Source organism: Prosthecobacter sp., assembly GCF_044222345.1.
Lineage (GTDB): Bacteria > Verrucomicrobiota > Verrucomicrobiia > Verrucomicrobiales > Verrucomicrobiaceae > Prosthecobacter.
Genome location: NZ_JBGANL010000022.1, coordinates 64,261 through 76,371, shown reverse-complemented (window position 1 = coordinate 76,371; position 12,111 = coordinate 64,261). Strand labels below are relative to the sequence as shown.

10 protein-coding genes are annotated in these 12,111 nt (G+C 61.3%); all 10 read left to right on the top strand.

From position 1 onward, the window contains the following. Window positions 1–237 precede the first annotated feature (237 nt). The 10 genes from ACILSL_RS13565 to ACILSL_RS13520 all read left to right on the top strand — a co-directional run bounded on the left by ACILSL_RS13565 (window position 238) and on the right by ACILSL_RS13520 (window position 12,102). Entirely contained in the window at window positions 238–1,065 is an 828-nt protein-coding gene (locus ACILSL_RS13565; protein WP_395732579.1) for a PEP-CTERM sorting domain-containing protein, read from the top strand. 56 nt (window positions 1,066–1,121) lie between these two features. Next, window positions 1,122–2,378, top strand: a complete 1,257-nt coding sequence (locus tag ACILSL_RS13560; RefSeq protein WP_395732578.1) for a hypothetical protein — start codon at window positions 1,122–1,124, stop codon at window positions 2,376–2,378. 116 nt (window positions 2,379–2,494) lie between these two features. Further along, window positions 2,495–3,370, top strand: a complete 876-nt coding sequence (locus ACILSL_RS13555) for a hypothetical protein (RefSeq protein WP_395732577.1) — start codon at window positions 2,495–2,497, stop codon at window positions 3,368–3,370. 282 nt (window positions 3,371–3,652) lie between these two features. Further along, on the top strand, window positions 3,653–5,227 hold the full coding sequence (locus ACILSL_RS13550) for a ShlB/FhaC/HecB family hemolysin secretion/activation protein (RefSeq protein ID WP_395732576.1): 1,575 nt from the start codon (window positions 3,653–3,655) through the stop codon (window positions 5,225–5,227). A gap of 50 nt (window positions 5,228–5,277) precedes the next feature. After that, window positions 5,278–7,149, top strand: a complete 1,872-nt coding sequence (locus tag ACILSL_RS13545; protein WP_395732575.1) for a DUF2341 domain-containing protein — start codon at window positions 5,278–5,280, stop codon at window positions 7,147–7,149. 12 nt (window positions 7,150–7,161) lie between these two features. Continuing rightward, the gene (locus ACILSL_RS13540) at window positions 7,162–7,563 is read left to right on the top strand and encodes an ExbD/TolR family protein (RefSeq protein WP_395732574.1); all 402 of its coding nucleotides are present in this window, start codon (window positions 7,162–7,164) and stop codon (window positions 7,561–7,563) included. 21 nt (window positions 7,564–7,584) lie between these two features. Further along, on the top strand, window positions 7,585–8,283 hold the full coding sequence (locus ACILSL_RS13535) for a TonB C-terminal domain-containing protein (RefSeq protein ID WP_395732573.1): 699 nt from the start codon (window positions 7,585–7,587) through the stop codon (window positions 8,281–8,283). Between the two features lie 29 nt (window positions 8,284–8,312). After that, on the top strand, window positions 8,313–10,295 hold the full coding sequence (locus tag ACILSL_RS13530; RefSeq protein ID WP_395732572.1) for a putative porin: 1,983 nt from the start codon (window positions 8,313–8,315) through the stop codon (window positions 10,293–10,295). Between the two features lie 4 nt (window positions 10,296–10,299). After that, a complete protein-coding gene (locus ACILSL_RS13525) occupies window positions 10,300–10,995 on the top strand; it encodes a hypothetical protein (protein WP_395732571.1) in 696 nt (231 codons plus the stop codon). A gap of 3 nt (window positions 10,996–10,998) precedes the next feature. Continuing rightward, the gene (locus ACILSL_RS13520; RefSeq protein ID WP_395732570.1) at window positions 10,999–12,102 is read left to right on the top strand and encodes a peptidylprolyl isomerase; all 1,104 of its coding nucleotides are present in this window, start codon (window positions 10,999–11,001) and stop codon (window positions 12,100–12,102) included. Window positions 12,103–12,111 lie beyond the last annotated feature (9 nt).

The window sequence follows — 12,111 nt, the reverse complement described above, 5'->3', positions numbered from 1 at the left end:
GAGTGGTACCACGCCTCAACACTTTGTTCACATCTCCCCAACTGAACGACAGCCATACTTGCCGCCTCGCGGGCGTGCATGTGCCTGTGCCAGCTTCCGCCAGGGCGTGTCCAAATCGTAACCCTCAACCGTTGGAAACAGTCTGCCAGGATGGCTACTGCTCGACCGCCGGTGACAGGAAATGAGGCCTCTACTCACGGAGAAATCATTCACTCAAACCGACACCCCAAACACACCATGCAGATCAAAAACAAACACATCCTCACCATGCTTGTCGTGGCCGGGATTTCAGTGGCAGCCTTCCCAGCGAAAGCCGCCACCATCACAGCCGGGGACGTCCTCCTCGGTTTCCGTGCCACCGGTGGCACGGGGGCAAGCTCGAACCTGATCGTCAATCTCGGTCAGGCCGACACGATTTATCGTGATGCCACCTCCAACATCACCTCCATTGCTGATCTCGGCTCTTTGCTGACGAGCACTTATGGCAGTGGCTGGGAAACTCGCTCCGATTTGTTCTGGGGTGCGGTCGCAAACGCGAATTCCGCCTCTGGAGACCCGGCGATTGATGGTGATCCAGGTGCCACCGACTATTTCACGAAGAAGCAGACGACGTTGAATCCCGGGGTGCAAAGCTCCACGGCATCGAACATCAACTCGTCCACCTCTCGTGTGGCCATCGCCAACAACATCCAGGGGCTGAACACCACCTTCGCTGCTGCCACCGGCACAGACAGCATCGTGATCCCCTCCACTGGCGGCACCACATGGTCCTCCAGCATCGCCGCCTCCAACTTCGGTGTGGGCAGCAGCATTGAAGCCAGCAGCGTCGACGGCATTGATGCCACCGGCCTGGACCTTTACCGCATTCTGGACAGCAATGCGGACGCAAACCCGAGCCAGACCGTGGGCGTCCCCCACTGGGAAGGCACCTTCACGATCAGCAGCGCTGGTGTCGTGAGTTTCGCCACCACATCGGCAGTGCCTGAGCCAAGCCGTGCGGTGCTCGCCGCCTTCGGACTGGGTGGTCTGCTCCTCCGCCGCCGTCGTCGCAGCCAGAAGGCTTAAGACTTCATCCAGTTTTTAAAATACTCCTTGTTCAGATTTTTCATCTCAAATTGCCAATGAAACCATTCTTCAAAATCGCCATGGGCGTCATCGCCCTCTCATTCGTCCAGCAGGCATCTGCGGATGCCACCATCCGACTCACCGGCTCCACAGCGTTCCGCGCGGGTGTTCACAAAGGCATCATTGCCCTTTTTGGCGGTGCGGCCAATGTCAAGATCGCCACAGGCATGACTTCGTCCAACGGCTTCAACACCGCAGCCACTCAGTCGGGCTACGAAGGTGCTGACTACACCACCATTCAGGGGACAACCTTCAGCGGCATCAGCGGCACCGTCACCATTCAGTGCTCCTGGTCAGGCTCCGCCACGGGTATTGCGGATCTGGATGCCAACACCAACATTGCCTTCATCCCGGCCGCGACTGCTGCCGGCGCCAGTGGCACGGGTTACACCTCCGCCGCCAACACCACCGGCAGCGTGAACAGCGCCACAGAGAACGCCACGGCCACGATCGCGTTTTCGGACGTGTTTGTTGACTCGACCCCCACTCCTTTGGCGGACCTCACGGACCATGTCGTTGCCGTGATTCCGTTCTGCTGGGTTGCCAACAAAGGCACTACAGGCATCACCAGCATCACGCAGCAGCAGGCACGTGCGATCCTCACGAAAAACCAGCCCAAGAGCTTGTTCACGGGTGTCTCCACAGACACCGATCTCGTGCTTGCGGTGGGTCGTGACAACGGTTCCGGCACCCGCATTACCTGCCTGGCGGAAACGAAGTATGGTGCAAGCACCCCCGTGCAGCAGTACAAAATCACCACGGCTACCGGCGTGAACACCATCGCCCAGCTCTGGCCGGTCGGTGATGGCATCGGTTCCACCTCGGGTGGCAACGGTGGCTATGCTTCCGGCAGCAGCATCAGAACGATCATGGCGGCGACCTCCAACACCAGCTCGCTGCAGCTCAAAAATGCTGCTGGCACCAATGTCGGAGCCGCCACCCGCAACGTGACCCTGATGTCCTCCCTGGGCATCTCGGATGCCAATACCTCCGTCACCAACGGCGCAACCCGCCTCGCTTACGAAGGTGTCCTCTATGATGGCACCAACCCTGATCTCATCTACCGTGGTGCCTATACTCTGTGGGGTTACCTGCACCTCTACACCAAACCCACAGTCACTGCAGATGAGCAGGCCCTCGTTGACGGCCTGACCACTCAGTTGGACGACCCAGCAGTTCTCGGCAGCGCCGGCCTGCGTTACTCCCAGATGTTTGTCTCCCGCACGAGCGACGGTGCTCTTGTCGGCCCCTGATGTCATTGTCAGCGTTCATGCAATGCTGATCCAAGCCAAGACTTCGCTGGTGCTGACGAATGCCGTCAGCACCAGTTTTTGTTTAATCCCATCCCACCTTCTTTTCCATGAGCTTCATGCAACACCTGCGTCAGCAGCCTCTCCTTGCCGGATCCCTGGCGCTGAATCTCGCATTCGGCCTGACGGCGGTCCTTGGCTGGCTGAGTCCGGCCCCCAATCCGCCAAAGCTGTCCGCCAGTCTGGCAGCTGCCCCAGCTTCAAAAGAAAAGAAAACTCCAACGAAGACTGCCACCACTGCCAAATCTCCGGCATTTCAGTGGAGCCAGCTTGAGGCTCCTGATTTCGCGACCTTTGTGAAGAATCTTCGAACCATCGGCTGCCCGGAGGTGACGATCAGGGATATTCTGGCTGGTGAAGTGAATGAGATCTACGAACTCAAACTCCAGGCATTGATGCAGCAGTCCAGCACGGCTGGCGGTCATTCTTCCAGGAGCCATGCAGGAACGGCGGAGCAGGCCGCACGAAATCAATTGAATGAAGAAAAGACCCGGCTTTTGACAAGTCTGCTGAGCCCAGTGCCGGCGGGTGATGCAGCCGCAACGCACACCGGGCCGCAGGCAGCGCCGATCAGTGCCAGCACCAGTGCCAGCAATTCTATGCCGCCCTCCAATCGTGCGACGATGACTCCCGCCGCCTTTCTGGTGGGCAACAATCCACAACCGTCCGGCAACAGCGATGAGCTATCCACCACGGCAACAGACCCTCAGCTTGATTCCGGCACGCGCCAGATAGTGGAACAAATGAGAACCCGCTTCGCCAGCTCTCTGCAGAGTGCGGAGCCGCTGGATCCAACCAGCGCCGAGTATTACGAGCTCTGGGACAAAAGAAGGAGAGAGAGTGACGATCGTTTTTCATCCATGTTTGGAGGTGATGCATTCATCAAGGCCCAGTTCGATGCGAACCGGGCTGCCGCAACTTCCGCCGCCAAATAATTCGTCTCATGCCTGAGACAAGGGACAGAGGCATATTTGATGACGAAATTGTCACCTAATATCATCGTTTGCGCCGTCTTGACCTCATTTGGAGCAAACGATGTGACGCATTCGTAACAGCGGCAAGCTTGAGCGAGGGCTTGGTCTAACGAAAAGGGAGGCGTCTTGAATACTGCGTCAATGCCGCCTCCAATCTTTCAATTGAGCTTCAAACTTAGCACCGCATGCCGGAAGGTTCGCGGGGTCTCGCGCGGGATTTGTGCGCTGGTTTGCGGAGCGGGTTTGAGCTGCCTTGAGGGCCCCAGCGAAGCGGCGACAACGACGGAAGCGGCTGCGGCGCAGGTGCCGCCGACGGCGCTGTCACAGATCGGAAACCTGTATGTGCGGGAGTATCGCGTGCGGGGGAATCATCTGCTGAAGGCGATCGAGATCGAGGAGGCGGTGTATCCGTTCATGGGTCCGGGCCGCGGGGAGCAGGACATCGAGGGGGCGCGTGTGGCGCTGGAGAAAATCTACAAGGCGAAGGGCTACCAGAGCGTGGCGGTGCAGGTGCCGCAGCAGACGGGTGCGCGTGGTGTGATCTACCTGGAAGTGGTAGAAACTCCTGTGGGCCGCCTGCGGGTGAAAGGCGCGCGGTATTTCCTGCCGAGCAAGATCAAGGAGATGGCCCCCTCCATGAAGGAGGGCACGGTGCCGAACTTCAACGAGATCAGCAAGGACATCGTGGCGCTGAACCGCTGGCGTGACCGCAAGATCACGCCGGAGCTGCGCGCAGGCGTGGTGCCGGGGACGGTGGACATCGACCTGAATGTGGAGGACAAGCTGCCTGCGCACGGGAGCTGGGAGATCAACAACCAGCACAATGCGAACACGGTGCCGCTGCGGCTGAGCGGATCGCTGAGCTACAGCAACCTGTGGCAGATGGGCCACACGCTGGGGGCGAGCTTTCAAATCGCGCCGGAACGGATGACGGACAGCGCGGTGTATTCGGCGTTTTACCAAGCACCAATCCACAGCGTGGAAGGGCTGAGCACGATGCTGACGGGGACGATCCAGGACAGCAACATCGCGGCACTGGGCGGGACGACGGTGATCGGGAAAGGGCAGATCGTGGGCTTCCGACTGATGAAGACGCTGCCGGCGAAGACGGGCTATTTTCACTCCATCAGCTTTGGGATCGACTACAAAAACTTTGTGCAGGATGTGAACGCGGGCGGTGCGCTGGTTTCCTCCCCCATCGCGTATTACCCCTTCAACCTGGCCTACAGCGGGAGCCGGGTGACGGACAACACGTTCACGGAATTTAACGCGGCGCTGACGTGGCATGTCATGGGCATGGGGGGATCGCAGGCGCAGTTTGCGGCGCGGCGCTTTGCGGCGACGGACAGCTTTTTCTACCTCCGGGGAGATCTTTCCCACACGCATGACATTGCGCAGGGCTTCCAGATTTACACACGGGTGCAGGGGCAGGCGACGCCGGATGCGCTGATCAACACGGAGCAGACTTCGGGCGGTGGGTACAACACGGCGCGTGGTTACCTGATCGCGACGCGGCTGGGGGACTCGGGGATCTTTGGCTCGCTGGAGTTTCGCAGTCCGAACTTCATCGGCTCCGCGAAGGAGCGTGAGAACCAGTGGCGGGTGTACGCCTTCCTGGAAGGCGGCAAGCTGTACACCAACAAGACGCTGCCTGCGGAGAAGCGCAGCTATGACCTGGCCAGCGCGGGCTTTGGCACGCGTGTCCGCTATTTGAACCACATCACCGGATCGGTGGATCTGGCGATGCCGCTGGTCTCGCAGCCGAACGCTCTGGCGCATGACCTGTTCCTGCTCTTCCGCCTGGGAATGGATTTCTAGGCCGACCCCATTTTTTCACTCTCTCAATGCACAGCCCCTCCACACGCTTCATGTCCCGCACACCACGCTTCCTGAACTCCCTGCTGCTTGCCCTGGCGCTTTCGACTTCCTTTGCCTCCGCCGCTGAAAACTGGTGGGATGCGAAGTGGCCCACGCGCAAAAAGATCGCCATCGACACGACGGGCAAGGGCGTGGCGATCGCAGAACCCATCGGCACGACAGCGGTGCTGGTGCGGCTGCACGAGGGTGTGTTCAGCTTCATGTCCGCGAAGGAGGACGGGAGCGATCTGCGCTTTGTGTCCGAGGATGGCAAGACGGTGCTGAAGCACCATGTGGAAAAGTGGGACTCGCTGCTGAACGAAGCGTACGTGTGGGTGCAGTTGCCGGACCTGAAGCCTGCGAGCGCGACGAGCATCTGGCTCTACTACGGCAACACGGAGGCGGGTGCGCCAGAGTCGGCGAAGGAAACGTATGATGCGAACACGACGCTGGTGTACCACTTTGCGGATGCTTCGAAGGCGGGCACGGATTCTTCGGCCACGGGTGCGAATGCGGAAGGTGCGCCAGCACCGGCAGCGGGATCGCTTGTGGGCAGCGGGCTGCGGGTGTTTGGGCAGACGGCGATCAAGGCCCCTGCCCCGCCGCTGGGCGAATGGGCTCCGGGCGCGGCGCTGACGGTGTCTGCGTGGGTCAAGCCGAGCGCGCTGCAGCCGAATGCGGTGATCCTGAGCCGCCGTGATGGAGCGAACGCTTTCATCCTGGGTCTGGACAATGGCATTCCGTTTGTGGAGCTGAACAAGCAGCGCAGCAGCGTGGGGGCACCCATTGCCGCAGGTGCATGGCACCACGTGGCAGCGGTGGCGGATGCGGGAAGCATCACGGTGTATGTGGATGGGAAATCGTACGGTGCGCTGACGGCGGCGATGCCGCTGATCAAGGGCCCGGTGGAGATCGACAAGGACACATCTCCTGCGGCGACCAGCTTTGCGGGCTACGCGGGTGAGATTGATGAGCTGCAGATTTCGAAGACGGCGCGGCCTGCGGGCTTCATCCGCTTTGCGGCGGTGAACCAGGGACCGACGGCGGATGCGGCGAAGCTGGTCACGGTGGGTGAGGACGAGGCCTCCGACCATGAGGAGGAGGGCGAGATCATGAAGCATCTTTCGCTGATCACGGACATCTCGAAGGATCTGACGTTTGACGGCTGGGTGGTGATCTTTCTCTGCACGGTGCTGGCGATCATGGGCTGGATCATCGCAGCGGGAAAAGTGATGTACCTGAACACGATCGAGAAGGCTTCGGCGGAGTTCATGAAGCGCTGGGAGAAGATCTCGAATGACCTGACCGCGATCGACACGGAGGATGATGAGAGCATTCAAAACATCGGCGGGAGCGTGAGCGGCAAGATGCAGAAGCTGATGAAGAAGTCGCCGCTGTATCAGCTCTACCACCTGGGATCGCAGGAGATCAGCCACCGCATGAAGTCCTTCCGCCAGGTGACCTTCAACACCCAGGAGAAGAAGGAGGCGAAGGGCATCGCAATGGGCCTGAGCGGGCGCTCGATCCAGGCGATCAAGGCGACACTGCACGGCGGCATGGTGCGCGAGGTGCAGAAGCTCAATGGCAAGCTGGTGTTTCTGACGATCGGCATCGCGGGCGGTCCTTACCTGGGGCTGCTGGGAACGGTGATCGGGGTGATGATCACGTTCGCGGTGATCGCGAAATCCGGCGAGGTGGAGGTGAACTCCATTGCACCGGGTATCGCGGGCGCGCTGCTGGCGACGGTGGCGGGCCTGGCGGTGGCGATTCCGGCGCTGTTTATCTACAGCTACCTGAGCAGCCGGATCAAGGATGTGGTCTCGAACATGGAGACCTTCATCGACGAGTTCGTCACGAAGATGGCGGAACACTACAAGGAGTAACTGCACACTCTCATGGACGCCGACAACAAATCTTACGACGACATCAACGTCACGCCCATGGTGGACCTCTACCTGGTGCTGCTGCTGATCTTCATCATCATGACAACCGCCGGGGTGCAGGGGGTGAAGGTGAACCTGCCGCGCGGCGGGCCTTCCACATCCAAGCCGATCGAAGGGCCGAAGATGCAGGCGGTGACGGTGGACAACCAGGGGAACATCAAGCTGAACGCGCAGGCGGTGACGATTGACGAGCTTTCCAGCAAGCTGGAGACGATCAAGGCGGCGATGCCCGAGGCGCCCATCGTGATACGCGGGGACAGCGGCACGCAGTACCAGACGATCATGGATGTGCTGACGGCGGTGGGCCGGGCTGGATTCACGAACATCGGACTGGCGACGCAGGCGAAGAAGTAAGCAGATTTTTTCTACCACACCATGGCATCCAATCACATCGACGACGACGAGCCCGGATTTTTCCGGCGGCATCTCGTGCTGCTGATTCTCGGCGGGCTGGGGCTCGCAGGCGGCGGCTACCTGTACATGAACCACACGCCTTCGAAGGCATCGCCGAAGAAGAAGATGGAGATGATTTCGATCTCCATGCCGCCTCCTCCGCCACCACCGCCGCCGCCTCCTCCCAAGAAGGAAGAGCCGCCGCCGGAGGAGAAGGAAGAGAAGATGATCGAGCAGGCGCCGGAAGAGGTCGTGGACAAGCCGGTGGACAAACCGATGGACAAGCCCGCGGATGAGCCGCTGGGCACAGCCATCGGCGGGGGCAACGGCAGCGGGCTGGGCCTTGGCGGTGGTGGCGGCGGCGGCGGTGGAATGATCGGCGGCGGCGGCCGGGGCGGCAGCAAGTGGGGCTCCTATGCCGGGCAGGTGCAGAACCGCCTGGCGGATGCGCTGCGCAACAACGCTGCGACGAAGCGCGCGGGATTTACCAACGTGATCAAAATCTGGGCTGACAACACCGGGCGCATCGTGCGGGTGAAGCTCACGGGCAGCACCGGCGACAGCAAGGTGGACGCCGCGATCGAGAACGAAGTTTTCAACGGACTGGTGCTCAACGAGCCACCGCCGGACGACATGCCGATGCCCATCAACCTGCGACTCACCGCACGCAAAGCGAACTGAAGCCCCCTTCCCTATTTTCTCCCTGCTCCATGCTCACTCCAAAACAAGTCTGGCGAAGAACGTACGCCTGTTTCACCGCCTCCCTCCTCGCAGCCCTGCAGCCGTCTTTGATGTTTGCGGCGGAACCCGCACTGCCAGAGCCTCTGCCGCTGCTGGCTGAGAATGCCGCGCCTGCGCCCGCTGCTGCAACGGCGACTTCCACAAGCACTCCAGCGCCGATCCCGACCGACCCCGCCAATGCGGCGCCGGTGCTGCCGGACCCGAATGCTGCGGCACCGCAGCCGATCCTGAACACGCCGTCGCAGAATGTGACGCTGAACCTGATCAACCGGCTGGTGCAAAAGGGCATCCTCACGCATGGTGAGGCGACTGACCTGATCAAGGGTGCGGAAGAGGATGCGGCCTTTGCGAAGGCGCAGGCACAAGCCCTGGCCGAAACGCAGGCGGCGGTGGCGGCGCAAACGGCAATGCCGCCGGTGCAGCCTGACGCCGAGGAGGTGAGGGTGACGTACATCCCTGAAACGGTGAAGGCGCAGATCCGTGAGCAATTGCGCACGGAGGTGTTTGAGCAGGCGCGTGCGCAGCACTGGGCGGCGCCGGGCTCGGTGCCGGAGTGGACGCAGCGGATCAAGCTGTTTGGCGATGTGCGAATGCTGTACCAAGGATTCAACTTTCCCAACGGCAACGACAACACCACGGGGGCGTTTCCGAACTTCAACGCGATCAACAGCGGACAGCCGTTTAATTTCGGAGTTGATAACCTGGGCCTGATCCCGCCGCAGCTCAATGTGGACAAGAGCCGCGACACGTACCTGATGCGGATGCGTCTGGGCTTTGACATTGATCTGCAGGACGGCTTCACGGCGGGCATCCGGTTTGCGACGGGCAGCACGAACACGCCGGTGTCCACGAACCAGGCGCTGGCAGCGGCGGGGCCAGGCGGACAGGGCGGGAACTTTTCGAAGTATCAGCTGTGGCTGGACCGCGCCTTCATCAAGTATGAATCCTCACTGACGGAGAACACGGATGTGGCGCTGTTTCTGGGGCGGTTTGACAACCTGTTCATGACCTCGAGTGAAATCATGTGGGATGAAGACGTGGCGCTGGATGGCGCGGCCTTCAAACTCAAGAGCACGTGGAGCCCCGACTTCAAGACGTGGCTGAGCGGCGGTGCGTTTGCCGTGTTCAACAGCGCGCTGAACTTCCCCGACAACAGCACGACGAAGGGACAGAGCTATGACAAGTATCTCTTCGCCGCGCAGTTCGGCGTGGAGTTCAAAGTCACAGATGACATCGAGGGGAAAATGAGCCTGGCGTATTACGACTGGGAAAACATCGAAGGACGTTTCTCCAGCCCGTTTGTGCCGGCGTCTGTGAACGACGCGGGCGACACGGACAACAGCCGCCCGCTGTTTGCGCAGAAAGGAAACACGTACCGGAAGATCCGCAACATCACTCCGACGGCAGGAGCCTCCCCGGGAGGAAACCTGAATGGCACGGTGGCGCAGTTTCAATACTTTGGACTGGCGACGAAGTTCCGGCAGATCGCCTGGGCGGGACGCCTGGACTTCAACCACCTGAGGCCGCTGCAAGTGTCCCTGCTGGGAGAGTTTGTGAAAAACGTGGGCCTGGACACTGCCGCGATGCGGAATCTGAACCGCCCCGACCCTGTGGTGAACAACCGCAGCGGCGGCACCGGCAACTGGGAGGGTGGAGACACCGCATGGTACATGGGGGTGAACTTCGGCAAGCCGACCACGCTGTTCAACGAACGCGGCGACTGGGCATTCGGGGTGGGCTACCGCTACGTGGAATCTGACGCGGTGGTGGACGGGTTCACGGATTCGAACTTCGGCGGCGGCGGCACCAACATGAAGGGGTACACGCTGAGCGCGGCGCTGGCGCTGTCCAAGCAGACCGCACTGCACCTTTCCTACATGGCCGCCGCGCAGATCGCGGGGCCGACGCTCCGCTCAGACGTGATCATGTTTGACCTTACCGCCCGATTCTAAACTTATGAAGCAACGCATTGCATCCCTGATCTTTTTTGCCGGCCTCATGACCGGCGCGACTCATGCCGCCGAGGAGGCGGACCCTGCCGTGGCCGTGCTGAAGCGCATGCGCGACCAGCTGCGCAACGTGATGATCCAGCAGCAGAAAACGGAGGCTGAGCGCGCGACGCTGCAGGCTGCGAACCTGGAGCTGGAGGAGAAGGTGAAGAAGCAGGAGGCGGAGTTCAAGAAGCTGGCCAAGGACAGCAACGCGCAGAAGGACGCGGATGCCAAAGCCATCGCGGAACTGAAGGCGAAGGTGATGGAGGAAGAGCGCGAAAAGGCGCGGCTGCAGGAGGCGCTGGCGAGCTGGAAAGCGGGGCACGAGAAGCTGAAGCAGGCGGCGATGAAAGTGGATGCGCAGCGTGCAGAGCTGGCGGCGCGGGTGATCCTCCAGGACCGCAAGGTGGCGGACTACCAGCGCAAGAACGACGAGCTGTTCAAGGTGGGCAGCGAGATCCTTTCGAAGTATGAGGGCTTTGGACTGGGCACGGCGATCGCGGCGCGGGAGCCTTTCACAGGCAACATGCGGGTGAAGCTGGAGACGCTGGTGCAGGACTACGGCGACAAGCTGGCGGACAGCAAGATCAAGCCGGATGAGGCACCGAAGGGCGCGGGAAAAAGCGACCCCGCGAAGGCATCAACTCCTGCGGGACGCTAGGCCATGAGCGAAAAACTGCCCAGAGGACTCGCGAACACGGACGCCGGAGCGCGGAATTTATTCCGCAGCTCGCCGCCGCACCACGAACTCCACTCATCAACGACTGCCCTCTCACTTTCCGAAACCCGACTGTCTGCGAAGCCTCATGCGCCGTTTCAGCCGGGGGATGCCCGCGACCTGCTGCGGAATGAATTCCGCGCTCCAAAAGCATCGCTGCGTGCAAGCTTGTGGTCCTGCGTGCTGCTTTGCTGCGGCTGGTGCAGTCTTGTGATGGCGGAGAGCGACCCGGTGGTGGGGAGCATCGGAGAGATCGAGGTGCATCAGAGCGAGGTGCTGGCCTCCTTTGGCACACTGGGCAGTGTGGAAAAAGAAGCGCTGGCGCGTGACCCGGCGACGCTGAACAAGCTGGTGCACTCCCTGCTGGTGCAGCGGGTGATCCTGCAGGAGGCCCTGGCCAAAAAGTGGGACGAGGAGGCGGCGACGCAGGCGCTGATCAAGAGCACGCGTGAGGCGGCGATCACAGACAGTTATTTGAAAGCGGTGAACCGGCCGCCGGAAAGCTACCCCAGCGAGACCGAGCTGAAGGCGGCGTATGAAAACGGACGTGCGGCGCTGACGGTGCCGCGCTCGTTCCGGCTGGCGCAGATTTTCGTGGCGGAAGAAGCGGGTGCGGAGAAGAAGCTGAAGGCGGTGCAGCAGCGGCTGAAGGAAAGCCCGGCGAGCTTTGCGCAGGTGGCGCGGGAGGTGAGCGAGGAGAAAGAGAGCGCCGCACGCGATGGAGAGATCGGCTGGCTCAGGGAGCAGCAGATCCAGCCGGAGATCCTGGCGCAGCTGCCGAAGCTCAAGGTGAACGCGATTTCCGCCCCGGTGCGGCTGAAGGACGGCTGGCATATTCTCAAGGTGCTGGACGTGCGGGAGCCGTTCACGCCGATCTTTGACCAGGTGCGCGCGCAACTGGCGCAGCGGATGCGGGCCGAGAAGAGCAGCGCCAACATCCAGGCTTATGTGTCGGAAGTGTTGCAGAAACACCCTGTGGCCATCAACGGGGTCGCGCTGTCAAAGCTGATGCAAAACACGCCTGCCACTGATGCGGGCGTGAAACCTTGAATGCCTCCC

What these genes read in the sequence shown, in the direction of transcription:
- ACILSL_RS13565 (WP_395732579.1), top strand. Translation starts at nt 238, where the DNA reads ATGCAGATCAAAAACAAACACATCCTCACCATGCTTGTCGTGGCCGGG.
- ACILSL_RS13560 (WP_395732578.1), top strand. Translation starts at nt 1,122, where the DNA reads ATGAAACCATTCTTCAAAATCGCCATGGGCGTCATCGCCCTCTCATTC.
- ACILSL_RS13555 (WP_395732577.1), top strand. Translation starts at nt 2,495, where the DNA reads ATGCAACACCTGCGTCAGCAGCCTCTCCTTGCCGGATCCCTGGCGCTG.
- ACILSL_RS13545 (WP_395732575.1), top strand. Translation starts at nt 5,278, where the DNA reads ATGTCCCGCACACCACGCTTCCTGAACTCCCTGCTGCTTGCCCTGGCG.
- ACILSL_RS13540 (WP_395732574.1), top strand. Translation starts at nt 7,162, where the DNA reads ATGGACGCCGACAACAAATCTTACGACGACATCAACGTCACGCCCATG.
- ACILSL_RS13535 (WP_395732573.1), top strand. Translation starts at nt 7,585, where the DNA reads ATGGCATCCAATCACATCGACGACGACGAGCCCGGATTTTTCCGGCGG.
- ACILSL_RS13530 (WP_395732572.1), top strand. Translation starts at nt 8,313, where the DNA reads ATGCTCACTCCAAAACAAGTCTGGCGAAGAACGTACGCCTGTTTCACC.
- ACILSL_RS13525 (WP_395732571.1), top strand. Translation starts at nt 10,300, where the DNA reads ATGAAGCAACGCATTGCATCCCTGATCTTTTTTGCCGGCCTCATGACC.
- ACILSL_RS13520 (WP_395732570.1), top strand. Translation starts at nt 10,999, where the DNA reads ATGAGCGAAAAACTGCCCAGAGGACTCGCGAACACGGACGCCGGAGCG.